At 66.6% G+C, this 25,940-nt stretch carries 27 protein-coding genes and 2 pseudogenes; 22 read left to right on the plus strand and 7 right to left on the minus strand.

Features of this window, described 5'->3' with window-relative positions:
- The first annotated feature begins 165 nt into the window (after positions 1 to 165).
- Together ACTWPW_RS48805 and ACTWPW_RS48810 are read left to right on the plus strand one after the other, a co-directional pair.
- Entirely contained in the window at positions 166 to 753 is a 588-nt protein-coding gene (locus ACTWPW_RS48805; RefSeq protein ID WP_443172814.1) for a TniQ family protein, read from the plus strand.
- Positions 750 to 920, plus strand: coding sequence for a hypothetical protein (locus ACTWPW_RS48810; protein ID WP_443172815.1), 171 nt, complete (start codon positions 750 to 752; stop codon positions 918 to 920). Before ACTWPW_RS48805 ends, ACTWPW_RS48810 begins: the two co-directional genes overlap by 4 nt.
- 269 nt (positions 921 to 1,189) lie before the next feature.
- Here ACTWPW_RS48810 and ACTWPW_RS48815 read toward each other — a convergent pair whose 3' ends face one another.
- Positions 1,190 to 1,690, minus strand: coding sequence for a DUF6461 domain-containing protein (locus tag ACTWPW_RS48815; RefSeq protein WP_443172816.1), 501 nt, complete (start codon positions 1,688 to 1,690; stop codon positions 1,190 to 1,192).
- Between the two features lie 161 nt (positions 1,691 to 1,851).
- Between ACTWPW_RS48815 and ACTWPW_RS48820 the strand changes: the two genes are divergently transcribed.
- From ACTWPW_RS48820 to ACTWPW_RS48850, 7 genes and pseudogenes are all read left to right on the plus strand, one after another.
- Positions 1,852 to 2,202 (plus strand): hypothetical protein, encoded by a 351-nt coding sequence (locus ACTWPW_RS48820; protein WP_443172817.1) that lies wholly within the window; start codon positions 1,852 to 1,854, stop codon positions 2,200 to 2,202.
- 351 nt (positions 2,203 to 2,553) lie between these two features.
- The gene (locus ACTWPW_RS48825; RefSeq protein WP_443172818.1) at positions 2,554 to 2,877 is read left to right on the plus strand and encodes a PadR family transcriptional regulator; all 324 of its coding nucleotides are present in this window, start codon (positions 2,554 to 2,556) and stop codon (positions 2,875 to 2,877) included.
- Positions 2,874 to 3,848 carry a hypothetical protein gene (locus ACTWPW_RS48830; RefSeq protein WP_443172819.1) on the plus strand — a complete coding sequence of 325 codons (975 nt, stop codon included), beginning with the start codon at positions 2,874 to 2,876 and terminating at the stop codon, positions 3,846 to 3,848. The genes ACTWPW_RS48825 and ACTWPW_RS48830 overlap by 4 nt, the downstream gene beginning before the upstream one ends.
- A gap of 52 nt (positions 3,849 to 3,900) precedes the next feature.
- Positions 3,901 to 4,533, plus strand: a complete 633-nt coding sequence (locus ACTWPW_RS48835) for a hypothetical protein (protein WP_443172820.1) — start codon at positions 3,901 to 3,903, stop codon at positions 4,531 to 4,533.
- Positions 4,534 to 4,870: 337 nt separating this feature from the next.
- On the plus strand, positions 4,871 to 5,251 hold the full coding sequence (locus ACTWPW_RS48840; RefSeq protein WP_443172821.1) for a hypothetical protein: 381 nt from the start codon (positions 4,871 to 4,873) through the stop codon (positions 5,249 to 5,251).
- A 351-nt stretch (positions 5,252 to 5,602) separates the two neighbouring features.
- Positions 5,603 to 5,830, plus strand: a pseudogene (locus tag ACTWPW_RS48845) (DUF4132 domain-containing protein); the annotation flags it as partial.
- Between the two features lie 40 nt (positions 5,831 to 5,870).
- The gene (locus ACTWPW_RS48850; protein WP_443172848.1) at positions 5,871 to 6,548 is read left to right on the plus strand and encodes a DUF4132 domain-containing protein; all 678 of its coding nucleotides are present in this window, start codon (positions 5,871 to 5,873) and stop codon (positions 6,546 to 6,548) included.
- A 254-nt stretch (positions 6,549 to 6,802) separates the two neighbouring features.
- Here the strand turns inward: ACTWPW_RS48850 and ACTWPW_RS48855 are convergent, their stop codons facing one another.
- Both ACTWPW_RS48855 and ACTWPW_RS48860 read right to left on the minus strand, forming a co-directional pair.
- Positions 6,803 to 7,867, minus strand: coding sequence for a helix-turn-helix domain-containing protein (locus tag ACTWPW_RS48855; RefSeq protein ID WP_443172822.1), 1,065 nt, complete (start codon positions 7,865 to 7,867; stop codon positions 6,803 to 6,805).
- A 320-nt stretch (positions 7,868 to 8,187) separates the two neighbouring features.
- Positions 8,188 to 8,544 (minus strand): annotated as a pseudogene (locus ACTWPW_RS48860) (recombinase family protein); the annotation flags it as partial.
- Positions 8,545 to 8,849: 305 nt separating this feature from the next.
- On the opposite strand from ACTWPW_RS48860, the gene ACTWPW_RS48865 reads away from it, so the two are divergent.
- From ACTWPW_RS48865 to ACTWPW_RS48875, 3 genes are all read left to right on the plus strand, one after another.
- Entirely contained in the window at positions 8,850 to 9,386 is a 537-nt protein-coding gene (locus ACTWPW_RS48865) for an RNA polymerase sigma factor (RefSeq protein ID WP_443172823.1), read from the plus strand.
- A complete protein-coding gene (locus ACTWPW_RS48870) occupies positions 9,383 to 10,222 on the plus strand; it encodes a hypothetical protein (RefSeq protein ID WP_443172824.1) in 840 nt (279 codons plus the stop codon). Before ACTWPW_RS48865 ends, ACTWPW_RS48870 begins: the two co-directional genes overlap by 4 nt.
- 259 nt (positions 10,223 to 10,481) lie before the next feature.
- Positions 10,482 to 10,742, plus strand: coding sequence for a hypothetical protein (locus ACTWPW_RS48875; RefSeq protein WP_443172825.1), 261 nt, complete (start codon positions 10,482 to 10,484; stop codon positions 10,740 to 10,742).
- Positions 10,743 to 11,177: 435 nt separating this feature from the next.
- Here the strand turns inward: ACTWPW_RS48875 and ACTWPW_RS48880 are convergent, their stop codons facing one another.
- Positions 11,178 to 11,456: a serine hydrolase gene (locus tag ACTWPW_RS48880; protein ID WP_443172826.1), complete on the minus strand. Its 279-nt coding sequence runs from the start codon at positions 11,454 to 11,456 to the stop codon at positions 11,178 to 11,180.
- On the opposite strand from ACTWPW_RS48880, the gene ACTWPW_RS48885 reads away from it, so the two are divergent.
- From ACTWPW_RS48885 to ACTWPW_RS48900, 4 genes are all read left to right on the plus strand, one after another.
- Positions 11,449 to 12,015: a hypothetical protein gene (locus ACTWPW_RS48885; RefSeq protein ID WP_443172827.1), complete on the plus strand. Its 567-nt coding sequence runs from the start codon at positions 11,449 to 11,451 to the stop codon at positions 12,013 to 12,015. The genes ACTWPW_RS48880 and ACTWPW_RS48885 overlap by 8 nt on opposite strands.
- A gap of 815 nt (positions 12,016 to 12,830) precedes the next feature.
- Complete coding sequence (locus tag ACTWPW_RS48890) at positions 12,831 to 14,378, plus strand: ISL3 family transposase (RefSeq protein WP_443172849.1); 1,548 nt, start codon at positions 12,831 to 12,833, stop codon at positions 14,376 to 14,378.
- Positions 14,379 to 14,434: 56 nt separating this feature from the next.
- Positions 14,435 to 15,061 (plus strand): transposase, encoded by a 627-nt coding sequence (locus tag ACTWPW_RS48895; RefSeq protein ID WP_443172828.1) that lies wholly within the window; start codon positions 14,435 to 14,437, stop codon positions 15,059 to 15,061.
- Between the two features lie 141 nt (positions 15,062 to 15,202).
- Positions 15,203 to 15,619 (plus strand): hypothetical protein, encoded by a 417-nt coding sequence (locus tag ACTWPW_RS48900; RefSeq protein ID WP_443172829.1) that lies wholly within the window; start codon positions 15,203 to 15,205, stop codon positions 15,617 to 15,619.
- A 220-nt stretch (positions 15,620 to 15,839) separates the two neighbouring features.
- On the opposite strand, the gene ACTWPW_RS48905 is transcribed toward ACTWPW_RS48900, so the two are convergent.
- Genes ACTWPW_RS48905 through ACTWPW_RS48915 form a run of 3 tightly spaced genes read right to left on the minus strand, consistent with a single transcriptional unit; the run spans position 15,840 to position 18,870 of the window.
- The gene (locus ACTWPW_RS48905; protein WP_443172830.1) at positions 15,840 to 16,241 is read right to left on the minus strand and encodes a DUF6009 family protein; all 402 of its coding nucleotides are present in this window, start codon (positions 16,239 to 16,241) and stop codon (positions 15,840 to 15,842) included.
- Positions 16,238 to 17,767 carry a DNA primase family protein gene (locus ACTWPW_RS48910; RefSeq protein ID WP_443172831.1) on the minus strand — a complete coding sequence of 510 codons (1,530 nt, stop codon included), beginning with the start codon at positions 17,765 to 17,767 and terminating at the stop codon, positions 16,238 to 16,240. The genes ACTWPW_RS48905 and ACTWPW_RS48910 overlap by 4 nt, the downstream gene beginning before the upstream one ends.
- Positions 17,764 to 18,870: a bifunctional DNA primase/polymerase gene (locus ACTWPW_RS48915; protein WP_443172832.1), complete on the minus strand. Its 1,107-nt coding sequence runs from the start codon at positions 18,868 to 18,870 to the stop codon at positions 17,764 to 17,766. Before ACTWPW_RS48915 ends, ACTWPW_RS48910 begins: the two co-directional genes overlap by 4 nt.
- 2,099 nt (positions 18,871 to 20,969) lie before the next feature.
- On the opposite strand from ACTWPW_RS48915, the gene mshD reads away from it, so the two are divergent.
- The 6 genes from mshD to ACTWPW_RS48945 all read left to right on the plus strand — a co-directional run bounded on the left by mshD (position 20,970) and on the right by ACTWPW_RS48945 (position 25,385).
- Positions 20,970 to 21,875 carry a mycothiol synthase gene (gene mshD, locus ACTWPW_RS48920; protein ID WP_443172833.1) on the plus strand — a complete coding sequence of 302 codons (906 nt, stop codon included), beginning with the start codon at positions 20,970 to 20,972 and terminating at the stop codon, positions 21,873 to 21,875.
- A gap of 142 nt (positions 21,876 to 22,017) precedes the next feature.
- Positions 22,018 to 22,425 carry a hypothetical protein gene (locus tag ACTWPW_RS48925; RefSeq protein WP_443172834.1) on the plus strand — a complete coding sequence of 136 codons (408 nt, stop codon included), beginning with the start codon at positions 22,018 to 22,020 and terminating at the stop codon, positions 22,423 to 22,425.
- A gap of 453 nt (positions 22,426 to 22,878) precedes the next feature.
- The gene (locus tag ACTWPW_RS48930; protein ID WP_443172835.1) at positions 22,879 to 23,562 is read left to right on the plus strand and encodes a DsbA family protein; all 684 of its coding nucleotides are present in this window, start codon (positions 22,879 to 22,881) and stop codon (positions 23,560 to 23,562) included.
- Positions 23,543 to 24,193, plus strand: coding sequence for a vitamin K epoxide reductase family protein (locus tag ACTWPW_RS48935; RefSeq protein ID WP_443172836.1), 651 nt, complete (start codon positions 23,543 to 23,545; stop codon positions 24,191 to 24,193). The genes ACTWPW_RS48930 and ACTWPW_RS48935 overlap by 20 nt, the downstream gene beginning before the upstream one ends.
- A gap of 488 nt (positions 24,194 to 24,681) precedes the next feature.
- A complete protein-coding gene (locus ACTWPW_RS48940) occupies positions 24,682 to 25,107 on the plus strand; it encodes a hypothetical protein (protein WP_443172837.1) in 426 nt (141 codons plus the stop codon).
- Positions 25,108 to 25,187: 80 nt separating this feature from the next.
- Positions 25,188 to 25,385 carry an IS3 family transposase gene (locus ACTWPW_RS48945; protein ID WP_443172850.1) on the plus strand — a complete coding sequence of 66 codons (198 nt, stop codon included), beginning with the start codon at positions 25,188 to 25,190 and terminating at the stop codon, positions 25,383 to 25,385.
- Positions 25,386 to 25,940 lie beyond the last annotated feature (555 nt).

Below are 25,940 nucleotides of genomic sequence, written 5' to 3' on the forward strand. Positions count from 1 at the left end.
GACGCCAGACCGAACCCCCAACGATGCCTCGGCAGGTTACTCAGCCGCGCCACTCCGCGGTCTCACCCGAAATGACAACATGCTCCTCAGGAGCATGCGACTCGCCAGCTCCATTGCGACAGGACAGAAATGATGACGGTCTGGCCCTGACGGCTGGCGCTGGTGGTGGCACCGGCGTACGGCGAGTCGTTCGCGTCGTGGGTTGATCGGATGGCCCTGCGGAACGGACGTCCACCGTGGACGATGGCCGAGGCGTTAGGGCTCGATGTACACGCGTCAAGTGACGTCCGTTCACTGGCGTACGGCGTCGTTGCGACACCGAAGACGTACAGAGCGATCGAGGCTGCGACAGGCGTGAGCTCCGAGACAGTGCGTGGGATGCACCTGGAGATGTTCGACGGCTCGGTCCTGGACCTGGCAGGTGTTCGCGTGGGTGACAAGGAGTCAGTCCGCCGGGCAGAGAGCCGGGAGTGGGCGCAGTTCTTCGGCAGCCTGGCATGTCCGACGTGTCTGGCGGCGTCGGAGGGAGCGTGGCTGGTCTGGTGGAAGCTGAGCTGGGCCGCGGCTTGTCCCATGCATAGGACGCTGCTAGTGGATCTCTGCCCGAGATGCCGCGTTCCCGTTCGACGGGCCCGGCCGGCCAGCCTGCACGTCTGTCTCGCTCACGGATGCCGGCCCCGTTGCGATGCGGCGCGCTCCTCAGCGGGGCCGTATGTGATCAGCCGATCCCGCAGATCAGCACGAGCGCGGTGAGTAACAAACTCGCTGATCAGCAACAACTCGTGCTCGAGGTGGCGATGCGCCGCCGGCCTGCGCTGATCGCAGGCCAGGTGGTGAGTGCCGGTCAATGGTTCGCGGCCTTGAAAGCAACGGCGATCCTGATCCGGCTGGAAGGGTGCCGGAGGTTCTACCCCTTTTGAATGTGACTCTGGATGGTCAGGGCGCGCTGGCCGCAGAGGCGGCTAGGCAGCGGTGGAACCGGGCGGGCCCAGTGGGCCGCTTCTGGACGGCTCCGCGGACGGCATTGGTAGCTGCGGCACTGCTCCCGATAGTTCTGGAGGTGACCGCGGCGGAAGAGGAGTCGGAGTTGGTGGCCTGGTTGATGCCGCTGGCTGCCGCCGCGCGGACCCGGTGGAGGGAGCGGCGACTAGATCTGTTGACGCAGGTGGATACCATCTGCCATCGGTTTTCACAGCAGCCTTGAACTCCGTACTCGGTGGGCAATCTGGCCGGCAGTTAGCGGGTCAATGGGGTGGCTTAAGTTGCCTGGCCCGGAAAGTCGGCCACCGAGCCGGACCACCAGGCGTTCGGGTACCAGGCCGCGGACGTAGGTGAAGCAGTAGGCCTCCGCCAGCTCGGGGAAGCGCTCGTAGGAGAACCAGGCATAGTCGCCAGGGGTCGCGATCATTTCGTCATGCTCGCAGCGCCGACCGACTGCCCGGCTCGGCGAACCATCGACATCCACCAGCCGTCCGCGCTCACCCGCCGCCCGCCCGGCCATCTGGCCGGCGCGTTGCTCGAGCTCCGCGATCCGCCCCCAATCTGGGAAGCGTTCCGTCACATCCCGCAGATCGGCTGCCCCCGCTGCGACGCCCGCCACCCCGGCGGCCCGGCGTTTCGGATCTTCCCGCACCACCGCTACGTCTGCATCCGGCATCAGTACTGGATCGGACCGCCCGACATCAACCATCCCGGGCCACACTGGAGATCTTCCCGGACATCGTCGCCGCCCAACGGCGGCACCTTCGCCTGATCCGCCGCCACGGCTGGGCTGCCGCCTACGACGCCGTCCTGACCGCCTTCATGGTCTGTGCCCATCTGTGGGATCAGGACCCCGACGACAACCCCGGCATGGCTCTCAACCAGGCTGTCTGGAACGTCCGCGCGTTCGTCTTCATTCCGAAGAACACCGAGCAGGAGACCTTCAGCGCGTCCAGGCTGTTCGCCGCCATCTATCCCGAGGCGATCAGCATCGCGGCCCTCCTCGGCTCGCCGGCCTGGCGCCGCCTGGCCGCCGGAGACGATGAGCAGCTCAGCCGCTTCACCACAGAGATCGGCTGGCGGCTCTGCGACCCCTTCTACCAGCCGCGCGGCGAACGCGACCCGATCGCTCACTGGATCGAGCCAGACTGCTGGCGCCCGCCCAGCCCGCCCCGACCACATTCGCCGCCGCACCGGGGCATCGCCGGCCCGGCCACCTGAACACGACTGTCACCCGGGCCAACCGCGAGCGGCACGACAAGGCCGTTTTGTGGTTCTCCCGCAAGCGGCGCCCCGGTCAAGTGATCCTGCACCATCGCACGGTCCACCCTGTCGTGATTAGGGAGTGGAGCGCCCCGATGGAACGCTTCGCCGGCGCGATCTGGCAAACTCAACGCACCACGGACCGGTGCAAAGCCGTTCCCTAGACGGTCAGCGGTGTGGAACTGCTTCAGGATGACACTGGCGTGGAGGTGTTGCTACGCGGCTTCGCCGAGGGCGTTGGAGCCACCTTCTACACTTCCAATATGCCGACTATCGGTATATAAAGATCCTGTGTCTAAGTTACGCGCCTTGCAGGAGCCTTCGTTTCTCATCCTGACCTCGCTGGCACACGAGCCCCAGCATGGCTACGGCATCATCGCCGACGTCGAGCGCATCTCCCACGGTGAGATCCGGCTGAGGGCCGGCACCCTGTACGCCGCCCTGGACCGGCTGCAGGCCGAGGGGTTGATCGCCGAAGACCGGGAGGAGATCGTCGACGGGCGGCTTCGCCGCTACTACCGGCTCACCGAGGAGGGCGGCCGGCGCCTGGCCGCGGAGGCGGCGCGACTGCAGCGCAACGCCCGAACGGCGGTCAGCCGGCTGCGTACCCACCACATCGGAGGGACCGCGTGAGTGACCTGGAGCGCCACTACCGCCGCCTTCTCCGCCTCTACCCTCGCGATCATCGAGCCAGGCACGAGGAGGAGATGCTCGGCGTGCTCATGGCGGCGGCGGAGCCTGGCCGCCGCCGTCCGCATCCGCAGGACGTGGCCGACCTGATCGGTGGAGCTGGCGCCATTCGCTTACGCCGGCCCGTCAGTCCGCAATCTCTGATGTGGTGGCACGATGCCGCCCGCGTCGCTGCCGTCCTCGGACCGCTGGTCCTGCTGATCCAGCAGTTCCCCGCGGCTGTCTGGGACATTGGGAGGTATATCCAGCGAGGGCCGGAGCCAGGGGTGCTGTCGACGGGCAGTGTCGTGGAGCAGACACTCGGGCTGCTGGTCTACGTCGGGGTCACGGTGTTCGCCTGGCGTGATCACAGACGGATCGCGGCCGGCCTGGCTTGGGCGTGGACCATCTGGCTCGGCACGAAAATGATCATCCCGACGTACGACTGGGGTTGGGGTTTCAGTGACCTTCTCCCTCTCGGGCTCGTCCTGCTCCCGTACGTGGCCGTGGCCGTGCTGCTGACGGTAACCGCCCATCCACTACGCGGAGTACAACTGGTCGGCCGACGCAGAATCCTGATCTGGTTCGCCGTCTTTCTCGGGGCCACCACAGTCATACGGCTGTTGGAGGCCAAGACGGTCCTGTGGTGGGAGTTGGTTCCGCTCGGCCTGACAGCACTCGTTTGCGGAATGGTCGCACGATCCCCGCTGGGGCGCAGAAGCATCGTGCTTCTCGCCTCCGTCTTCCTCCCCGTCGCGCTGAGGCTCGTTCTCGCTATAGCGATGTGGTCGTGGTGGGGCGAGTCATCCTTTACCGGCGTCACGCAAGCAATCGGCATGCTATGTGCAGCCCTGGTCGTCTTTGTGATCACCATCTACGTCGCCGGCCGACGCGAGGCCGCCAGTGCACCACCACGCGAAGCGGCTCGACCTTGACGAGGTCGTGTTCGCGGGCGAACGGGATGGATGCGATGGGCGGGGAGATCGCGTGAGTCGCACGCTTGTGGGATGGTTCGCCGGCCTCTCGCTGCTAGCGGGAATCGTTGCGGCGATCTGGGGGCTGGCGTCTGCGATCACAGGCGGTAGGCAGGCACACGGAGTGGTAGCCGTGCATTGCGCGGACATACCCCACAAGCTTCCTCTTGAGGTGTCGAGCGGCTCGGACATCTCAGTGGCAGGCGCCTTGTACAGAATAGGGGATGGCACGCTGCTGGCAGCGAACTCCACCATCGCCGAGCAGGTCGCCTCACACGGCGATGACCTTCTGATGGGTATCTGCGCGTTTGCAGCTGGAGTCCTGCTGTATCGGCTTTTTCGATCGTTCCTCCAAGGGCAGCCGTCTCTCGGGCGCAACCCGGCACGACTCACCTGGCTTGCGGCGCTCTGCTTAACCGTCGCCGCCACTGCGCCACTCCTCCCGTTCCATGCTTCCTCGCTGGTCGTCGAGAGACTCGGCTTCACGGGTAGTTGCCTGCCCTTCGCCGTCTATTCCGGAACTTCGGTGGTGCTCATTCTCGCGGCGGTCATCCTGTTCGCACTGGGCGAGCTGGCTCGCAATCGTCCGGAGTTGATGGAGATCTGCCATCGCGCCCTGAACGGCGATCACCAGCGTCATCAGTGACCACTCCGCCGGACCACTGCCGGCCACGAGTCGTGGTCGATAGCTGGTGGCGCTGCCCAAGACACCTGCGTAGGCAGGCACCGAGACTGAGCACCGCTACTCGGTCTTCATGGCCGAAAGATCGTTTGTGGACGGTTGCCCCCTCATAGGCCTCCTCTCCGGACTGACAGGAAAACCTGAACGGCTCCCCTCCAAACCGTCCGGATCGAGGTGTCGTGCCGCAGGTCAGACCCTGCCCCATCTGCCAACTTCATCTGGAACGGCCAGCCGGGACCTGCTGCGCTGGCTGACGTCAGGACCGTGGCTGAAGGACGCGCGGGCGCTCCTGGCCGAGCAGGTGACCGAGCTGCTCACCGAACCCGCTGAGCACGGCCCGGCCGGGGTGGTCCGGACCGAGATGGGGGACACCGACCACTTCGCCCGCATGCTGGCCGAGGAGTACGGCTCGCGCCTGGTCGAGGTGCTGCCGCTGTTCCGCCACTGGAACACCGCCCGCTCGGCCAAGCCCAGCGCCCGGTGGCTGAGGAACGCCGCGCGGATGCTCGCCCCCGGCGCGGTCACCCTGGTCCGTGAGCTGCTCACGCGGCTGGTGGCCTACCGGGGCGGAGACTGGGTCGTCCGCTATGACGACGAGGAGTGGCGGGACAAGGTCTTGACACCATCGTCGTGGTGCGCGGCATCCTGTGGACCTGCCAGGTCATCGACGAGCGCTGGGTGACCTCACTCGTCACCGACGTCGCGATGACCTGCGGCACCGGCAGCAACGGGATGGGCTCCACATGCCGCTGCGAGCCCGTCACCAACGCCGCCGTCGGCGTCCTGGCCCGCAGGGGTGGCCTCGACGTGATCGTCCCGCTGTCCAGAATCCAGGCCAAGGTGCGCGGCGAGGTCCGTACAGAGGAATCTGAGCCTCGCCCTCGACGCGGTGGCCGTCGAGAACGGGCTGACCCGCGAGCAGCTGCTCGACCGGACGGTCCCCACCTTCGGCCTGGACGCCGACGGCGTCCGCGAGGAGAAGATCGGCGACTACCGGGTCAGGTTGTGCGCCGACGTGCCCGCCCTGCGCTACGTGAACGCCGCCGGCAAGACCGTCAAGGCGCTGCCGAAGGATCTGCGCGCGGAGCTGTCCGATCTGCGGGCCATCCTGAAGGAGCTCAAGCTGGCGCAGGCGGCCGAGCGGTCCCGCTTGGAACAGGCGATCGTCCAGGAACGGACGTGGCACTGGCGCGAGGTGAGCGAGTACTTCCTCGACCATCCCGTCACCGGCCCCTACGCCCGCACCCTGGTCTGGCAGATCGCCGGCGGCCCTGCCGGTCAAGACCGCCAACGGCTGGGAACTGGCCGGCCACCGCCCCGCCCCCGACGCCGTGGCAGGCCTGTGGCACCCGATCCACGCGACCGTCGACGAGGTGGCGGCGTGGCGCGACCATCTTCTCGAGAGTGGTGTACGCCAGCCGTTCAAGCAGGTCTTCCGCGAGCTCTACCTGCTGACCCCCGCCGAGGAGCGGACCGGCACCTTCTCCAACCGTTTCGCCGGTCACCTTCTGCGCTATGGCCAGGCCCGGACCCTGCTGGGCCAGCGCGGCTGGACCGGCCGGTCCATCGGCAACTGGGACTACGAGAACGGCGGCGACCAGGGCGAAGTGGTGCGCGACCTGGCGGGCTGGCAGGCCCGCTGCGCCATGCACATCGTCTCCGCCCCCGGGACCGAGACCACCATGCTGTGCGCCACCCAGAGCATCACCTTCCACCGCGACGGGCAACCGGCGTCGATGGCCGATCTGCCGCCGCTGGTGCTGTCGGAGATCCTCCGCGAGGCCGACCTCGCCGTGGGCGTGGCCTCAGTCGCCCGCGACGACCAGGCGCTAATCGGCCACGAACGCTATTGGCACTCCCACGGCTTCGGCGAACTGACGGAGACGGCCAAGACCCGGCGCGAGGTGCTGGCGCGGCTGCTGCCGAAACTGAAGATCGCCTCCCGGGTGGAGCTGACCGACAGATTCCTTCGGGTGTAGCTCTTTTTCAGTGGTGCGACACGAAGTCGCGCATATCGAGTGAACTCGCAGATTGGAGACCGGTTATGCCGGATGCGTAGTTCCTGATCAGTGTTCGAGATTGGTCCCCGCCCCGACGTGCGTCGGTGGGTCTTGCTCACCGGGGTGTGAAGCTCGGGGAAGACGCCCAAGGGCCCCTGTTCCGTCTGGGGGAGCAACCGGGCAAGGGGAAGACCGGACGGGTGAACGCGAGTGAACCCTTCGATGAGGCCTCGTCAGAGAGAGCCCTGGGCGACGGGATGAGGACCAGGGTGACAGGGCCTGGCCGCTGGAAGAGGCGGCAAGCGGCGTCCAGTGCCACTGATCTGGGCGTGTGAACACCGCTGGCCTCGGGGTTTAGAAGGGCATCCTCCCCGGTCGTATCTCGTGTGCGCGCAACGTGGAAACCCCGTCGAGGTCCAGGCCGCCGTGGTGGTCTGGTAGGCCGATCGCAAGAGGGGCGGAACTCCTCGGCGGGACAGGATGCCCAAGAAGCGGATGTCGGTGGCCGAAAGGCAACGGGACCTGCGACGGCATGGCTGCTCCTTCAGGCGGCCAGTTGCGGGGAACCGGCCGGATGCCGGACATAGCGTCCGGGCCCGAAAGGGCGCTGACGTGGGCAGGTGAGCCTTTGAACGCCGAGGCCGAGAGCCTTTCGAACCGAGGGGCAAGTTGGACAGCCGGTGGGCGGCGATCGCCCGGGAGTATTCGTCGATGAGCAGCGTCAGCCAGGGCCTGGCCGGGGTGCCGTCCTCGGTCAGAACGTAGAAGTCCAGCTCGGTGTGGTCGGCCTGCCAGCTGGCGTTCGGCGCGTCCACCTCTCGGCGGCCGATCAGCTCGAAGACGTCGGCGTAGCGCTTGCGCCCCTCGTGGGCCAGGCACTTGAGCGCCGGATCGAGGGCCGCGATGACGTTGACCACCGTGCGATAGCTGGGGACCGGCCAGCCGTGCCCGGGAGCCAGCTCCTGGACCCGGCGGTGCACCGCGGCCGCGCTGAGCCGCGGCGTGCGCAGGGCCAGGGCCTCAATCACCCGTTGCAGCTGCTCGGGCATGCGCCGGCGGCCGATGTCCTCGCGGGGGCGGGGAGCCAGAGCGGCCACGCCTCCCCGGCGGTAGCGCGCCGCCCACCGCCGGGCCGTCCGTACCGAGATCTTGCCCGTGTGGGCGACCTCGGACAAAGCGGCGGCGTCTTCCAGGTGAGGCTGCAAGATCCCGAATCGCCGCACGGCTTCCTCTCGCGCGGTCACCGTCAAATGCGCCAGCGGCGGCGATGGATCCACCCCCGCGCCGGGCCCGGTCATGGCTTCACGGTAACCGGGACCGGGCCAGCCGGGGAGTGGTCAACCGACCTCTGGTTGTGCTTCCTCATCCTCGGGCAGATCGCCGGCGAGCAGCGCAGCCTGGGCCTCCTCACGCCCGGGTTCCGCAGTTCGTGTCGCCACTGGTGACACGCACCACCCTGGCCTCGGACGACGTTAAGGATCAAGGTGTCGAGCGGTGTTCCTGGGCTCCCTTGGCCGCCCGGGCGCTGGCCGCCCGCTCCAGCATGTAGATCCGCTCCATCTGCGCGAACATCGCCAGCAGAGCGATAGCCATGTCGGAGGCTGGCACCAGGCACGCTGGTGTCCACCGGGATCTGGTCCTTGAGTGTGCGCAGGCCGATCCCGCGCTCGGTCAGCTCGTGGGCCAGATTGAGGCACTCGCGCATGTTGCGCCCCAACCGATCCAAGGTCACAACGGTGCTCCGGTGACCAGCGTGGGGCGGCACGCGGCGCAGCAGGTCCTCCAGGCCGTCGCGAGCCATCGTGGCCCCGCTACGCCGATCAGACCAGATGAGCTCCTCGGGAATGCCTGCGGCCTTGAGCGTGTCGAGCTGCCGGGTGAGATCCTGAGCGGTGGTGCTGACCCGGGCGTAGCCGTAGTCCACGAACCTCACGGTATCGAAAGCTGACGCCGTAACAAGGGTTATGAGAACCACTTTCGGGACCAGCTTATGAGACTGGCCGACCTGCGGGGATGTCTCTGCTGCGGGTGTCGGGGCCTCGTCTCGAAAGCATGGATTCGAGACGAGCAGGGGCTAAGCCAGATCACGTGCGTTGGCACCAGTGGGCCATCGTGAACTGGTCTGTGGGGATCCTCCCGATCAGGTTTGTTGGCACCGATGGGTCACGCCACTTGCAACCGAACGGGGAAGGGCCCCTCGGAACGGCGGGGTGAAACACTTGGAAAAGGTGCCGGACATGTATCGAGATGTCCGACACCTTGGTACGAGGAGAGTCATCTGTGACCCATCCCCCGGGAGCGCGAGGCCGCTTAGAAGCGATCTACAACGCGCACTACCCGGCCATCCACCAGTACGCCGCCCGCCGTACAGACTCGCCCGAGGACACGGCGGACGTGATGTCCGAGACATTCCTCACCGCGTGGCGGCGCATTGACGACGTGCCCGAGGGCGAGGCCGCCCGCCTGTGGCTGTACGGCGTCGCCCGTCGCGTCCTGGCCAACCAGCGGCGCGGCCAGTCCCGCAGGGCCGGGCTGGCAGAACGGCTCAAGGACGAGTCGTCCGCCGCGCGGCTGTCAGGGCCGGACGGGCTCGACCATGTGCGGGAGGCGTTCGACGATCTTCCCGCCCGTGACCGCGAGGTGCTCGCGCTGGCCTGCTGGGAAGGCCTGACCGGTCCGGAGATCGGCAAAGTGCTCGGCTGCACGGCGACGGCGGCCCGGATCAGGCTGCATCGCGCACGCAGGCGGCTGGCCAAAGCGCTGGGGCTGACCGTAGAAGACCAGGCGGTCGCGGACCTGAGAGGAGAAAGCCTGTGAGCAAGATCGACCGGCTCGTGGCCGCCATCGACCCCGCGCCCCACGCGCCGAAACAGGGGCAGGACGCTCAGGAGTTGTTCCACAAGATCGTCGCGATGCCGGTCAAGGCACGTCGCAGGGTGCGCTGGCCGGTGGTGATCCCCGTCGCCGCGATGCTGGCGGCCGCGGCCGTGATGGGGGTGGCGTTCATCCCCACCGACGCACCGAGCGGCATCGCACCAGCCGCCGCGCTGGCGTTCCAGCGTTCGGGCGACGACTGGATCGTCACCGTCAAGGACCTCTACGCCGACCCAAAGCGCTTCGCATCCGAGTTCAAGGCCCGCGGGCTCGACATCCGCCTGTCGATCGCCCCAGGCTCACCGAGCACGGTCGGCCATGTCACGGGCGGGGAGAACTCGGAGAGAGCCCACATCGAGGAGGAGTCGGTGGAGTGCGAGTCCCCCGGCGGCCGATGCGCGGTCTCGTTCCGCATTCCCGGGGATTTCAAGGGCAGCGCGCATATATGGTTCGCCCGCCCGGCCCGGCCCGGAGAGCGGTACGAATCGGCCGGTGACGCCGACGCCACTGGTGAGCTGCTGCATTGCGTACCGTTCCGCGGCATGACCGTGAACGAGGTACGGGCCGTGCTGGCCGAGCGGGACGGCTCGATCGAGGAGTTCAGGGTCGGCAAGAGGTCTGACCGCGCCCAGCAGGTGCCGGGCAACTGGTTCGTCAGTGACGCGGTGCCGACAGCTCCGGGGCAGGTGCTCGTCTGGGCGCAGCCGGACCGGGTGAAGTTCACTCCCGAGCTGACCGCGCACATGAAGAAGAAGATGGCCGGATGCCCGAAAGGCTGACCGAGAAATACCCCGCATGAGTGAGTATGGCGCCGCAGCAGAAGGTGCGGCGCCATACGTACGCCAGCCGCCGGAACGGCACAACTGCAGTCAGGTTCCACCTAACGTGATCTGGCTCAGGGGCCCGTCACTACGAGTGACATCCGGCCAAATAATGTTGCAGATTCCCGGCCAAGGTGCGATGCAGGTCACAGCGGGAGACACCTTCGGGAGCGGAAGGACGACCGAGTGGAGAGCCATAATGGCGGGATGATTCTTGATGATTCGAGCGGTTTATCCCCCCGAGGCGCAGCAGTTTCTCCGGCAGCACTGCACGGCAAGCGGCCCGTCCACGTCCGCCGAATACCTCCGCGAGCACTGCGCGGAGGCGCCGGAACCCCTGCTCGAGCGCATGATCGCGTTCATCGCCCGGTGGGACGGGCTCGACCTTCCCGCGCTGCCCATTGATTTCTATGACGGTGGCGTTTCCGAGTTCTCCATGGACGCTCGGGTGCAGCACCTGGACGGTGTCGGCTGGTAGTCAGGGTTCATAGCGGTGGGTGGAGGTGCGCGCGACATGCTCCCGCGCGCCGTACTCTCAAAGCTCGCCACCCGGCACGGACACGATGGCGACCGTCACCCACCGCCCGCTGAGCCGTCCCACGGTGTGACAAACAACCCCAGAGTTCCTTACCGGTGGAGCCGGTCCATAGCCGCAGGAGCTGGGCTTGCTTTCTGGGATTCCTGGTTCTTCCGGCATTGATGAGACTTCAGAGATTCTGAAGGTCTATCGTCCTCATTGTTCGTCTTGCGGGGATAGCGAAGATGAGGGGGCCGGAGTTGGCTCTGGCAGCGGCGCGGGATCTTCGTGTGGCGCGGGCCCCGGCGACCCCGGACGATCTGGATGCGCTGGAGACTGACGCCCTGGCCGGATTCGTGCTCGCTCGCGCCGCGGCGGGATTGTCAGACGGGACGATCAGCTCGGATGTGATGCACCCGGAGCAGGCGCGAGCCTGGTTCGGGCGGCCGTTGTGGGACATGGAACCAGCCAACGCCAATGCGTACTTCGGTAAGATGCGCCGGTGTGGGTGAGCAGGCGGCGGGCGGTCAGGAAGTCGGTGGCGGCTGGATCGCGCAGCCGAAAGCCGGGCAGGTAGTCGCGGACAGGACGGTCGAGATCCAGCACACCATCGTCGACCAGGTGCTGGATCAGCGTGGCTGTCCAGATCTTGGTGATAGAGCCGATCTTGAACACCGAATCGGTCGTGGCCTCGACCTGGGGGGCGCAGACTCAGCACGCCCGCAGCCTCGTCCCGAATCTCCCCGTTGGCGGCCTGTATGACCAGGGGTTCGATCCGTCGCTGTTGACGTATTTCCGGCGTCGGCTGGCCCGTTCGCCGGATCCGGACCGGATCTTTGAGACCGTGCGCACTGTGGTGGAGCAGACCGGGGTGCTGGTCGGCCGGACGCGGCGGGCGCTGGATTCGGCGGTGCTGCTGGATGCGGTGGCCACCCAGGACACCATCACTCAGCTGATCGCCGCGATCCGCCGGGTGGCCCGTCAAGTGCCCGGCGCGAGCGCGCCGGTAGCGGCGCACTGTCACGCTCATGACTACACCGACCCGGGCAAACCGAAGATCGCCTGGGATGACGAAGAGGCCAAGGCCGCGCTGGTCAGCGGCCTGGTCATCGACGTGCTCACCCTGCTCGGCCAGCTGAGCGGCCAGGAGCCGTACGAGCAGGCCGAGCACGCGATCGGCCTGCTGGCTCTCATCGCCGGCCAGGACATCGAGCCCGCCAACGTCCCTGAGTGAGAACTGACGGGCGGTGGCGGATCCCCCGCCGCACCGCCCCCGATCGGATCATCTCCACCGTCGATCCCGAGGCCCGCCACATCCACAAAAGCCGGCAACAGCGTGACGACGGCTACAAGGCCCACCTGGCCGTCGAGCCGGAGACCGGTCTGTTCACCGCCGTCGCCCTGCGCCCCGGGGGCCGGAGCCGCCCACCACGAGACCACCGTCGCGCCCGGCCTGCTCACCGCCGAACGCGGACCGCTGCACCCGGGTTCCGCAGTTCGTGTCGCCACTGGTGACACGCACCACCCTGGCCTCGGACGACGTTAAGGATCAAGGTGTCGAGCGGTGTTCCTAGTGACACGGATCGGACTTCCTTGTGCCACCACCGCGAACGCCGCTTACCTGGCCTGTTACCCATAACCGTGTCACCAGCACCACCAGGAACTGCGGAACTCCGGCTGCAGATCCTGGCCGATGCCGCCTACGCCGCCGCCGAGCTGCGGCCGCCCTCACCGATGCCGGGCACCGGCTGCTCGTCAAGCCGCCCGCGCTCCAGCCCGCCATGATCGGCGGGTTCACCCTGGATGACTTCGCCATCGACACCGGCACAGGCACGGTCACCTGTCCGGCCGAGCATACTGTCCCGCTCGCCGCGACCGGGTGTCGGCGTACTCATCAGTGTGCAGAGGTGCGTACGAGTATTTGGGTTCTGTCGCTGATCTTGTGACATCGGAGACGTGGAACGGTCCGGTAGTTGATCATGTTCGGAGTGTTCCCAAGGATGTGTTGAAGGTCTTCTGCCCCACCTGGCAGGCGTTGTGGTCGAGCTCGTGGATCGGGCGGTAGGCCTGGTTACCTTCCATGCCCGGGTCCGCGTCTCCGAGGGGGCATGTCCGCGCTGCGGCGCGGTGTCCGGCAGGGTGCATGGTCGGTACGTGAGGCGTCTCGCCGATGCCTCGGTCGGCGGGGTGCGAGCGGTGCTCGCGCTGGTGGTGCGCCGGTTCAAATGTGTGAATGCCGAGTGCGGCACGGTGACGTTCGCCGAGCAGGTCGCCGGGCTGACCAGCCCGCACGCCCGGTACACGCCGCTGTTGCGAGGGATGCTCGCGTCGATCTCGGTGTCACTGGCCGCTCGGCCTGGGGCCCGGCTGGCAGGCAAGCTCGGTCTTCCCGTGGCCAAGGACACACTGCTGAGGATGGTCCGTGCACTGCCCGAACTACCGGTCGGCTTGGTCCGGGTGGTCGCGGTCGACGACTTCGCCCTCCGCAAACGCGATCACTACGGGACGATCATCGTGGATTTGGAGACCAGGCGACCGATCGACGTGCTGCGTGGCCGGGAAGCGGGCCCTCTGGCCGAATGGTTGTCTCGGCACCCGGAAATCGAGTTTCTGTGCCGGGACCGGGCTCGTGCCTACGCCGAGGCCGCCAGCATCGGAGCACCGCAAGCTCGGCAAGTCGCAGATCGCTGGCATCTGCTCCACAACCTCGCCGAAGCGGTGGAGAAGACCGTCAGCACCCACTACGGCTGCATCAAGTCCGCATACGCCGACCTTCCCCGCGACGAGCAAGAACCCCAGACCCCGGCAGCAACGATGCCGGACCAGCACCTCGATGTTCGCGGCCGTGACCGCAAGCTGGTGGCCCGCACCACCGAACGGTATCGCGCGGTCCAGGACCTGGTGGCCCAGGGCCGCTCGCTGAAGCGGATCAGCCGCGACCTGAACCTGGACTACTACTCGGTCCGCCGCTACGCCCGAGCCTCCAGCCTGGACGAACTCCTGGCCAAGGCCGTCCACCGGGTGTCGCTGCTCGATGACTACAAGCCCTACCTGTTCCAGCGGGTCACCGACGGCTGCGGCAACGCCCTGCAACTATTCCGGGAGATCCATGCCCAGGGCTATCGCGGCAGCTCCAGCACCGTCGGCCTTTACGTTCGCCTGCTCAAACAAGGGGCGGTGCCCGCGCCTGCGGCCCGGGCTGTTCCCCGGCCCCGCAAGGCCACCAAATGGATCATGACCAACCCCGACAACCTACATCCCGACGACCTGCTCGACCTCAAGCAGATCCGCGCAGCCGGCCCCGAACTCGACGCCGCCGTCAGCCACGTCCGAGCCTTCGCCACCATGAACCGCCACCTGCGCGGCGACCGGCTGCCCGCATGGATACACGATGTCCAGCAAGACGACCTGCCCGCGCTCCGGCAGTTCGCCGACGGGCTCCGCTACGACCAAGACGCCGTGACGGCCGGCCTGTCCGTGCACTGGAGCTCCGGCCAGGCCGAAGGACACAACTGCCGAGTCAAGCTGATCAAGCGCCAGGGCTACGGACGAGCGAACTTCGATCTTCTCCGCCAGCGCATCCTGCACTGGGCATAGCGAGCCCCGTCACAAGATCAGCGACAGAACCCGTTTACCTGTACCTGACTCTGCACATGAGCCCGTACGCCGACACCGGGGGCCGCTACCAGCAGCGCCGCGCCACCTTTACCGGGCTGTGCGTCGCTTGCCCGCTGCATGATCGGTGCACCACCGCCAAGACCGGCCGCGTGGTGACCATCCGCCCGCACCACGATCTACAGGCCGCCGCCCGCCACCAAGCCGCCACCGACCCCGACTGGCAGGATGACTACCGGCGCTGGCGGCCCATGGTGGAGCGCGCCGTGGCCTGGCGGGTCGCCCGCGGCAACCGCCGCCTGCGCTACCGCGGCACCGCCGCCAACGACCGCTGGCTACACTACCGCGCCGCCGCCCTCAACCTCCGCCGCCTGGTCAACCTCGGTCTCACCCACACCAACGGCATCTGGACACTCGTCCAATCGCCCTATAAACAAGAGGGTGAGCCAGCTCATGCCGACCCACCCACCAAGATCTTCAGGACATTCCTAGCCAAGAGTGACGGTGTGCCCGGCGGGGCAGGTGACGGTGCCAGCAGCCCCATCGGTGCTGAAGCCGCCGGCGATGGCCCGGCACAGGGTCGCGGGCATGATGATCAGCCTGTGCCCGGCGGCGCTGAGATGGTGGCGGGCCGGGTCCGTCGGCCAGCAGGTCCTCGGCGATGACGGCCTCGTGCTGGTCGGCGCCGCTCCCCAGGGTTAAGGAGACGGCGGTGACCGGTCTCGGGTTCAGTGGACACCTGCGCCTAGGAGTCGGCATGAGCTGGCTCACTTGGGCTTGCGTAGCGCCTTCGCTAATGTCCAAGGATGTCCACCGCTCGGTCCGCCGTTTCGCTGCTGTCCAGACAGGTATGTCTTCGAATTCCGCTTCTGGCCGGCATGATCGTTCTCGCCGGTTTCATCGGCGCCGTGCTCGTCTACTTCCTTCCTTATGGCAGCAAGACGCCCACGCTCGAACGCGGCACAGTCGTAGGTGTAACCGCCGACGCGTCGCAGATCGCCTTTCATCCTGATGGAGCTACTGGACTCCCCCGAGACGAGGGCCACGGGTACGTGGTCAGCGACGTGGAGTGGATTGACCGTGAAGGACAGCGGCACAGTGGCGGCACCCCGCCTTGCATCAAGCCTGGCACTCAGGGGCAGCACGTTGAGTTGGCCACCGTCCGGGTTCGCACCGAATCCGGCGGCTACTCCACTGTCGTCGCCTGGGTTCAGTGCTTGTAATGCGGCTCGCTCCAGGAGCCAGGGTGGGGAAGGTGGACGATCTGGACGGCCACCCTCGGCCGGCCATTTCTACGCCCCTCACCCTGATCGAGGTCTACACGGCCTGGGGCATTCAACGAGATGTCATGTCTCGACGAAACAACATGAGCAGGACCCCACGGGGGCAAGGCCGCACTCTGTAGCCCTTGCGACTTCAACGATCGTCGCAGAAACAAGCAGTTCAGGCCTTAGGCAACGTGATGCCGAGGGCCAGCATGGCAGGGGAGGGGGGACCGCCTTCGGAGCGCTCAGTCTTGTGTCCGGGCCTTCCCGGACCGAGCGTTCGAGGGTCAACCGACTCGAGGGGCGCGCCCGTGCTGTACTCGCCGTCGGGCAGCGTGTCGCGATCGTGGGGGGCTAGCCAGAAGACGCGACGGTGAAACGTGCCCGAGGCCGCAGCGGCTTTCGCAGTACGGCCGAGGATCGCATAGCCCACCATACGGCCGTCACGATGATAGGCGGGCCTGCCGCGACGGTTCGGCAGCCGATCCAGACTCTGGCGTACGTAGTCGAGGCCGTCAATGTCTTCCAGCCAGACAAGGTCGACCTCGTGAATGAGCGCGGCCTCCTTGATCAGCGTCATCGTTGCGGATCCTCACCGTCAAAATCGGAGCTCAAGCCGATCCCTGGATAAAACTTGCGCGAGTTGGACAGAACCATATCCCTGGGTGAGGCCATCTTGAGGGTGTCTCGGATGCGGGCAGCGAAGCTGCGCGCCGAGACCGGCGTGGCACCTTCAGCTCCGCACCAGCGAGTGTACGCGTTGTACAAGCTGGTCTGCTCCGCGCGCCTACTGGGGTCGAGTACGCACGCGTCAGCGATGAATCGCCCCACCACATCCTCCGTTGCTTCGTAGGCGTCGGTTGCTAGACGTACCCGATTCGGGCCTGACAAGTCCTTTTCGCCCGACAGATAACGGCGAGCGCCGTCAACCAGCCATGCAAGAATCCCCGGTCCCTCCTCGTCCACGAGAATGCGCGCCAGATTGTCAATCTTATGCTCTTCGGCGACGACACGCTCGAACGGGATCAGGCGAAGCCGTCGCCAAAAGGCGAAGCCGCCCGTGCTGACCTCAGGCCTGTGGTTGCCGAGCAACCACAGGTGGTGGGTGGGATCGAAGCTGAAGAAGTCCTGTCTCATCCTCCGGGCCTTGATCTTGTCACCACCCGTTAGAAGCTTGACGCGCGCCTCGTCGAATCTGTCGCCGGGCTTGAGCTCCGAACATACGATGATGCGCCGGCCGTGCAGTTCAGCAAGGTCAGTGGGGTGACCATCGAACGACTTGGCCATGAGGAAGCCTGGCGGGGCCGCGTCGGCGTAGTCGCCGAGCAGTTGCAGCATCACCTCGAGCAGAACGGACTTACCGTTCTTTCCGGCTCCGAACAGGAAAGGCAGCACCTGGGCACCGACGTCGCCGGAGATGGAATATCCCAGCAGCAGGTGCAGGAAGTCCACGGTCTGCCTTCCCTCGGCGTCCTGTCCGAAGGTGTCTGCGAGGAATCGTTCCCACCGGGGGATTGGACTCGCTACGGGGGCGAGCGTGGCGGATCGTGAGTTGAGGTGCTTTTCCGGGTTAGGCGGTGAGAGCAGTCCGGTGCGCAGGTCCACAACGCCCGCAGGCGTGCAGAGTACGTAGGGGTCGGCGTCAAGCACGGTGGCGCTGAGCGCCATCCCCGGCGCTGCCTTGGCCTGCAGCAGCATGGCATGCATCCCTGCGGTGGACAGGGCACGCTTTTTGTGCCGGCGCAGATCAGCAGCCGCATGGCGGTTGCGGGGGTCGAAGTGGGCGAGCCGTTCGGCCATTTCCCCGGCGGCCCACAGCACGGCGTCGCTCTCGTCAAGCACCCAGCGGTACTCTGCCCAGCGGTACCAGCCGAGTCCGGGAATGTGTTTGAAGTCGCGGCCGTACAAATGCACGAACAATTTGGCATTCCCGCGGTCGGTCAGCGACTCGGGTAGCAGGCCGTCGCTGCTGACGTAGTCGGGAACGGGTTCCGGTCCCCGCACCGGAACCCGAGCGGGCTCAGGGACGGGAATCTCGGCCAGGTCCAGCATCTGCTGGGCAGCGGCCTTCGCATCGAAGCCCCCAGGACGCGAAGAGGGGGTCATGAGCATCCTTGTGGGTGGAGAGGCCGGGTGGCGCCTCGAGCCAGACCGCTGGCGATGGTCCGAGCGGAACGGACTTCTTGGCCGGGGCGGGCGTAGTCGGCCGCGCTGGTGAGGTGTTGCTCGGCTTCGCCGCGAGCGAGGTATCCACCAGCCACCAGACCTCCTGCGGTATAGGCGGCGCGGTTGAGCTTAGCGCTGAACGCCGCGCCCTCAGGCGTAGCGGCGCACGCTTCCACGTTGGCAAGAAGAGGCCTCAGGATGCGCATCGCCGGGGGATCGCCGCCTGCCTGCACGACGGCCTGGTGGCCTCGTGGCGGCACCAGGGGACGCGCGCCGGGGGCAGGGATCGAGTGGGGGCTCGGCGTGTGCCCGGTGCGGGCCAACTCCTGGGCCAGCCACGACGGCAACGGTGCAGGCACGCGGCAGTCGCCGACGACCCTGTAGACGCCGTCCTGGGTCCGGGTGCCTGGGGCGATGATGTAGCCACCGTGGGCGCGTATGTCGACCTGCCACGCCAGTGCTCGGCCGGCGCTTGAGCCGGTCGAGCACAGGAAGGTGTGGGCCGGATCGGCTTGGTACCACACGTGCAGGCCGCCGGAGGGGGTATGCACGCGCAGAGTAGCGACGTCCTCGGCCGGGCTGTCGGCGCCCCGTAGTGCGGCGAGCAACGCTAGGGAGTCAAAGCCGGTGGCAAGGCCAGTCAAATCGACTTGATCATGGATGGGGATGCCCGGCAGCAGGCGGTTGCGAGGCGGCAACGGCACTGGGTGGGCGTCAATGTCGATCACTACTAGACGTCCCGCGCCGCAGGCGACCCCGACACCCAAAGCGGGGTGAGCCTTCCACCAGCGGGTGATGAGCTCATCGTCGAGAGTGGCCGCGTGAAAACCATGGCACCAACGTCCCTGAGTGAGACAGGGACAGCCGTTGGCCTGATGGGCCGGTTTCTGGCAGGCCGCACAGTTACGGGCAGGCGTTTTGCGTCCGGGGGCCAACGGGTGAACGGGCCAGGCATTGCCCGCGCACCAGCGTGCGATGGCGAGCGACCGAGGCGGGTGCCCCTGGGAAGGGCCCGCCTCGGCGAGAGGGATGGGGAAAGTCACTGCGCCCCTTCTCGTCGCGGGTACAGGGGGCCTGCCAGTAGCTGAGAGGACGACTGGCTCAATAGTCGAATGGCCGCACGAAAACCGAGCGACTGAAGCGACCGAGCCTCGAGCATGGCACCACAGATTAGCGGACTAAAAGGCGGACACAGACCATCGTGGCCGCGTGGCGTGGAGTGAACCACGTGTTCTGAGGACCTCTGCCGAGGACTGGTCAAGCACTGCTGGATCTGACTGGAGACCTCACAGCGACTGAAGCGACTGTCGCTCGTGCTTATGGCGACCAGAGTCAACGTCTTCTTATGAAGAGCCATATGTTCCCCCTCGGGTCGCTTCGGTCGCTTCTCCGGGACGTTTCATGCGGCTGACCAGCGTGTTCGGCCAGTGCACGCCATCAGCGACTGACCATGCCGTCAACGCCCAGCTCGTGCTGATTCCGTACAGGCGCCGCGCGCACCGCTGTCGGACAGCGGGCCTACGCACCAGCCCGGCCCCGTTCAGCACCAGAACCGCAGCGACTAAAGCGACCGACGCGCCGCTATGCGCGCGCGAAAAACCGCCAATGCGGCCGGGGGGACGGCCCGCCCCATGTAGCCAGTCTGCCGGTCGGCACTCCTGGGATCCGTGTGCGTAAAAGGCCAGGTCAGCCGGGCGCGCGCGTTCATGGTCCCGGGCGCCCCCGACTCCTGCGGCCGGGCCCCCTCCGGACAGGCAACCAACAGTGCCAGTCGCTTGAGTCGCTTCAGTCGCCGTGCCGGCGCCCGCTGAAGCTTCAGCAACAGCGACCCAAGCGAAGATGCGGGCCCCAGCCCGGCACAAACGCCCAGTTTCAGTCGCTTGAGTCGCTGCCCCCCAGAGCGGCCCCGTCCCCATGAGAAGCCCTGCCCCGTCCAGACTAGGCGCGCCAGCGCCTCCACCCACCGCTATGAACCCTGACATTTCAATCTCTGTAGTGGCCGAGCTGCTTCAGTCGATGTCGGTCTGGAGACCCAGCCTGCAATCGTCTTCACACGTAACGTCTCACCTCTGACCGAGTAGACATCAGATCGGCCATACCAATCCTGACGCCGTAGCGTGCCATCAAGCCCCGTCATGTCCCTAATCCGGCGACAATTGGCAGGATGCCCGCTTGATCCCTTGGATCGAGTGTTGACAGGATCCAATAGTGGTATTCGTCATGTGTAGGAAACAGTGGGATCCGGGCAAAGCTCGGGGACCACAGTCGTGGGGACCGACAAGCCGCTGGTGCAGGAAACGGGTCCCCCCGCTGCCCTTCCGCTGAAGATCGAGCAGTCATGCGACGGCAGGCGCCGACCCCCCCGGCGGCGAACGCGATCAGGAACCTGGCCGAGGCGGGGGCGGGCCAAGTCCCCGGTCGGGTGATAGGCCCTCGCTGGCCCGCTGTAGGGGCGGTGGAAGGGCGAGCTGTGCGACTCGATCACTATGGCTATGGATCAAGCTGACGTGCCGATCGAAGTTGAGGCCGCAGTCTCCCCCACGCAGGGGCAGGGACGACTCCGTGAAGTTGAGGGAGACATCGGCTGTCCAAAACGGCGGCTGGTACTTCAGCGTCACTTCACAATTTGAGGGGTCGGTCCACATGGCGACGACGGCCGCGTGATCATTCGGGGTTCTGAGGACAACCATAGGTCGTGTGATGGCTCGTGAGCCCCGGCGTGGCCCCTGATGGCTTGGTGGCCATGTTCAACGAGATGACGGCATGATCGCCACCCGATTCGCCCCATTGTCCCCGCTGCCGCCTCTGTCCGCGCGCTGGCCGATATCGACGCAAAGGCTGCCGCAATCCGGCCGAGCACGCCGCTGGCCCGCAGGCTCTGCAGCGGTTGCTGTGCTCGGCCCGGCGGGGCGCTGATGCGGTGCGGGGATGACGTCCCTCTCTTCGCCGCCGACCGGCTCGATCCCGATGACGTGCTGGTCGTGGACGAAACGGGGTTTGTGAAGCAGGGCACGTGCGGTGGGGTGCAGCGGTACGGCGGGGACCGTATTTCATGAGTGCTCGGTAGTGAGTGCCGGTGCGAGGCAGGAGTATGAGTGAGCAGACGCGGGATTTCGTGCACGGGGCCGACCGAGGAGGTCCGGTGAACTCGCGCGTGGAGATCAGGGAACGGCTGGACGACCGAGCGGTCGACGAGGTGCTCGGCCTGGTGGCGGCGGCGACGGAGGCCGACGGCGTCCGTCCGCTCAACGAGCACGTGATGCTGCACCTGCGGTACGGCGGGGACCCGCAAGTCCGCTCTTTGTTGCGGTACGCGGGAACGACCCTGGCGGGCTACGCGCACGTCGATCCGACGGACGAGGTCGAGGGCCCGAGCGTCGAACTGGTCATCCATCCGGCCCACCGCCGCCGCGGCCACGGCGCGAGCCTGCTGCGCGCGGTCATGGACCAGACGGCCGGTAGGCCCCGGCTGTGGGCGCACGGCGACCACGCGGGCGCCGGGGCCCTGGCCGCGTCCTTCGGCTTCGAGCGGGTGCGCTCCCTCTGGCAGATGCGCCGCTCCCTGTTCGCGCCCCTGGCGCCCTACACGTTGCCGGAGGGCGTGAGCCTGCGTACGTTCGTGCCCGGGCGGGACGAGGAGGGCTGGCTCAAGGTCAACGCCGCCGCCTTCGCCCACCACCCCGAGCAGGGCGCCTGGACGGTGGACGACCTGCTCCGGCGCGAGCAGGAGCCCTGGTTCGACCCCGAGGGCTTCTTCCTGGCCTTCCGCGACGACCGGCTCGTCGGCTTCCACTGGACGAAGATCCACGGCTCCTCCGACCACGGGCACGAACCGCTCGGCGAGGTCTACGTCGTCGGCATCGACCCCTCGCAGCAGGGCACCGGCCTGGGCAAGGCGCTCACCCTGGCCGGCCTGCACCATCTGCGCTCGCGCGGCCTCGCCCAGGCGATGCTGTACGTGGACGAGGCCAACACGGCGGCGATCGGTCTGTACGAGTCCCTGGGCTTCGCCCGCTGGGACGTGGACGTGATGTACGGGGGCGGGTGACGTACGGGTGGCGACCGCCCTTCCGGGTGGTCGCGGAAACCCGGTGAGAATTGGCAGAATTCCTACTTGTTCTTCTAGATGTGGTGTTGACACGATCCGATGGTCGGTATATATGACAATTTGGCGAAAGTAGGGGATACTCATGCCCCAATTTTTCATCGAGGCTCCCACCGGCATCCGGTATGTGTCCAAGCTGAAAATGATGAAGGAGATCACCGAGGCCATCGATGCGGCCTACCACATTCCCGACATCCGGATCTGGCTCCGCGAATACTCGCCGGACCAGGTCGCTCAGGACGGCCGCCTGAATGCAGAGCCGATCCGCCCGGTGTGCTTCCTCGAGGCACCCGAGTTGTCCAGCCTCGATACGAAGAGGGAGATGGCCGACAAGATCCACCATGCGATTGCTGAGGCATACCGCGGCCTGGCCAACACCGACGAGACGCTGATCCTCATGAACCACTATCCGCTTGAGAACGCAGGGTGGGCAGGCCATCTTCAGTCCGACAACTCTGACATCGTCGGGGCGGTGGCAAAGCTAAACGAGTAGAAAGGCCTCAGCCGGGCATGCGCCTTCGCCCAGTTTGATCAACCAAACTGTCAGTGTCATTTGGTAACCAGCGGTAGACCCCCGGTGGCCAGCGATAGGACGTTCGACATTCGGTGTCTTAAAGGTCACGAAAAGCGATCGCCGGTACTCGGCAAGTGCTCCCCGTCGGCCTACCTTGCCACATCGTCCGTGCGCAAGCCGTGCCCGGGTTCAGGATCAGCGCTCGGCTAGACAGCCCCCCATGGACGGCTACGCCATCCGCGGGTGGCGTAAACCCTGGCTGGCCCCCGCCGTTAAGGCACCGCACGCTTCGAGGGCCCGCCAACGTCGTTGCTACGGCGGCCCTCCCCAAGGTCCAGACAGCGCGGTCCACGCGCCAAGGACAGATGAGAACAGGAGCACATGTCACCACAGCCACCCCGGACCACATCCCGGCGCGCGCGCATCGAAGCCATGAGGGCCGATGACCGCAGGCAAGCCACCCGTAAGAAGAACATCACGATCTCTCTTGCCGCGCTTGGCGTCTTTCTCGTGGTACTGACCGTCCTGTTCACCGTCAACGCGGTACGCCCCAACACCGTGACACCCGCCCTCACACCCGGAGAGTCAAGGTTCGTCCGAGCCGACAGTCACCGATTGCAGACCGCCCGGGACGGCAAGGTCACGTTGGTGGAGTTCCTGGATTTCGAGTGCGGAGCCTGTAAGTCGTATGTCCCCATAATGGAAGAACTGCGCACGCTCTACGCAGGGAAGATCACCTTCGTGGTGCGCTACTTCCCTCTCGCCAGCCACTACAACGCCGCCCGCGCTGCCCGCGCCGTGGAGGCTGCCGCCCGGCAGGACAGGTTTGAGGCGATGTATCAGCTGATGTACCAGCGGCAGGACGAGTGGGCGCGAAAGCAAGGACCGGCCGACGACATCTTCCGCAGATACGCCGCGAGTCTCGGCCTGGACATGAACCGTTGGGCCACGGCCTACGACGATCCCGACACGCTCAGCCGAGTCGAAAAGGACGCCGCCGACGGCGAAGCGGTTGGTGTGCAGGGAACCCCAACGTTCTTCCTCAACGGCAAGAAAATCCAGCCTCAGTCTCTTGAGGAGTTCAAGGTGGCTATCGATGCGGCACTCGCCGAATGAGCTCGCGAATCCGGCCCTGACCACAGAAGCCCTCGGCCCCGCCCTGCCATTCCCCCGTTTGCTACCGTGGCTCCTGTTGGTGGGAGGCGGCGTTGGCTTCATCGCCGCCTTCGTGCTGGCCATCGAGAAGATCGCGCTACTTAAGGACCCGGCCTACGAGCCCAGTTGCAGCATCGACCCGATCCTTGCCTGCGGATCCATCATGCGAACCCCGCAGGCGGAAGTCTTCGGTTTCCCGAATCCACTTCTGGGCATCGCCGGGTTCGCCATAGTCGCCACTACGGGCGCTGCTCTGCTGGGCGGGGCTCGATTCGGCAAGTGGCTTTGGCTCGGTCTGCAGGCAGGTGCCACCGGCGGTGTCGTCTTCGTGCATTGGCTGATCTTTCAGAGCCTTTACACCATCGGTGCTCTGTGCCCGTACTGCATGGTCGTCTGGATGGTCACGATCCCGATCTTCTGGTACGTCACCCTGCACAACATAACCATGCACAATCTGCCCATGCCAGCACCCGTTCACCGCGCGGGCCAGGCGCTCACCGGATTTCACACGGTAGCCTTGACGATCTGGTACGTCGTCGTCGCGACGATGATCGGCGCAAGGTTCTGGCAATACTGGAGCACCCTGGTCTGACCCGCACTTCAGCACCGTCGATGCTGACGAACAAATTAGACGCGCCAGCGAATGCCCCGATGGGCCGGCAAGGGCTTGCGGGGGGACATTGCCCGCGTCGGTCAAGCATGCTTCAACGGCCCATTGACACCGGCTTGCCGGGTTGCCCCAGGCCAGGTAGTTAAGGTCGTCGTGGTGCTGTCAAGCATGCGAGTTCTCAGGACATGAGGCCGGAGATCCAGTAGAACGATGATCTTCCACCGCCAGCCGTCGAGGAACTGGATCTCCGCTGCTTGCCGAGTATGCCAGCTCTGCTGTTTCCCGCGCTGTCGAGACGGGCTCTTCGCCCCGCTGGGCAGCCGGGCGACTGTTCGCTCCCGGGCATTTGGGGGAGCTGATGACGCTGGTGGAAGACCGGAACCCGGGCCCTGATCGGCACGGTCTTCGCCCCCACCGGCGAAGGCGGGAGCGGCTATGCCCGGCGCCTGCTGCACCTGCTGACTCCCGACATGCTCGTGTTATGGGACAAGGGCTTCGACAGCAACGCCTTCCTCACCCAGGTCAGCGCCACCGGCGCCCAGGTACTCGGCCGGCTGCGCAGCAATCGGCGCACCCCCGTCCTGGCCACGCTCACCGACGGCTCCTATCTGTCGGTGAGCGGCACCCTGCGGATCCGCATCATCGAGGCCCGCGTGACGGTGACCTGCACTGATGGCACCACCTTCACCGGCACCTACGCGCTCCGCCCCACCATGCAAGGACGCATCCTGCGCTCAGGCGACCCTGCCGGTCTGGAGCAGCAGATGTGGTCGGTGCTCACGCTCTATCAACCCTTGCGCACCGTGATGGTCGACGCCGCCGAGTCCCGGCCCGGCACCGATCCCGGCCCGACACCGACCCCCCGCCAGGACTACCAAACCTGGGACGCCCGGTAGCGACAGGGCTGGTCGACGCGGGTCCGGCGCGACGCCGAGCCGACCCAGAAGATTCGCCGGCATCGTCGGGCTCCGATGAGATCTACGGGGCGCAGCGCATCCACGCCGATCTGCGCGAGTTCTCCGGGGAGCGGGTAAGCCGCAAGTGGGTGACCCGGCTGATCCGTGCGGCCGGGCTGGCCTGGGGTGAGCAGGCCTATGGGCTGCCGCACCACCATCAGCCACCAACCTGCCGTCTCCGCGTCCGACCTGGTCAAACGCCAGTCCACCGCCGATGAGCCGAACCGCATCTAGGTCGCCCCATCACGTACGTGCCGACGTGGCCGGGCTTTGTCTACCAGACCGTGCTGCTGGATGTGTCCTCCCGGCGGACCGTCGGCTGGGCGATGGCCGAGCCCAAGCGCACCGAGTAGGCGACCGACTCACTGGCGACGGTGAGCTATCAGCGCCGTCCCGATGCCCGCACTGCCGCACAGAATCAGCCGCACCGTGGCCGACCGAGCTCGCTCACGTTCGCCCCCCGTGCCTACGGCATTCCGCCAGGCCACTCGGTTCCGGACCCACGGAGTGTCCTCCAAGCAAGCCTCCGGCGAAGGCCTCGGCTTTACCAGATGATCGCCAACAACAATGGTCTGTTCGGGCTTGTCCTGGGCGACGGTGACGGGACGATCAGGCTCACCGGTGCCGCTGGCGGCCAGAGGGCAAGGGTGTGTAGGTCGTTCTTTCCGGTGGGGGACCTCCACCTTCACCCCTGCCCTCTTCTGGTCCGCCCCTGACTAACGGGCGAGACGACGGCGACGGGGCGATCAGTAGAGGATGGCTCCGCAGGTCGT

The organism is Nonomuraea sp. KM90, assembly GCF_052246675.1.
GTDB lineage: Bacteria > Actinomycetota > Actinomycetes > Streptosporangiales > Streptosporangiaceae > Nonomuraea.

Coding starts and splice junctions, on each gene's coding strand:
- ACTWPW_RS48815 (WP_443172816.1), bottom strand. CDS start 1,690: ATGGTTGATGTCGGGCGGTCCGATCCAGTACTGATGCCGGATGCAGAC.
- ACTWPW_RS48820 (WP_443172817.1), top strand. CDS start 1,852: ATGGCTCTCAACCAGGCTGTCTGGAACGTCCGCGCGTTCGTCTTCATT.
- ACTWPW_RS48855 (WP_443172822.1), bottom strand. CDS start 7,867: ATGACCGGGCCCGGCGCGGGGGTGGATCCATCGCCGCCGCTGGCGCAT.
- ACTWPW_RS48875 (WP_443172825.1), top strand. CDS start 10,482: ATGATTCGAGCGGTTTATCCCCCCGAGGCGCAGCAGTTTCTCCGGCAG.
- ACTWPW_RS48895 (WP_443172828.1), top strand. CDS start 14,435: ATGAGCCCGTACGCCGACACCGGGGGCCGCTACCAGCAGCGCCGCGCC.
- ACTWPW_RS48900 (WP_443172829.1), top strand. CDS start 15,203: ATGTCCACCGCTCGGTCCGCCGTTTCGCTGCTGTCCAGACAGGTATGT.
- ACTWPW_RS48905 (WP_443172830.1), bottom strand. CDS start 16,241: ATGACGCTGATCAAGGAGGCCGCGCTCATTCACGAGGTCGACCTTGTC.
- ACTWPW_RS48910 (WP_443172831.1), bottom strand. CDS start 17,767: ATGACCCCCTCTTCGCGTCCTGGGGGCTTCGATGCGAAGGCCGCTGCC.
- ACTWPW_RS48925 (WP_443172834.1), top strand. CDS start 22,018: ATGCCCCAATTTTTCATCGAGGCTCCCACCGGCATCCGGTATGTGTCC.
- ACTWPW_RS48930 (WP_443172835.1), top strand. CDS start 22,879: ATGAGGGCCGATGACCGCAGGCAAGCCACCCGTAAGAAGAACATCACG.
- ACTWPW_RS48935 (WP_443172836.1), top strand. CDS start 23,543: ATGCGGCACTCGCCGAATGAGCTCGCGAATCCGGCCCTGACCACAGAA.
- ACTWPW_RS48940 (WP_443172837.1), top strand. CDS start 24,682: ATGCTCGTGTTATGGGACAAGGGCTTCGACAGCAACGCCTTCCTCACC.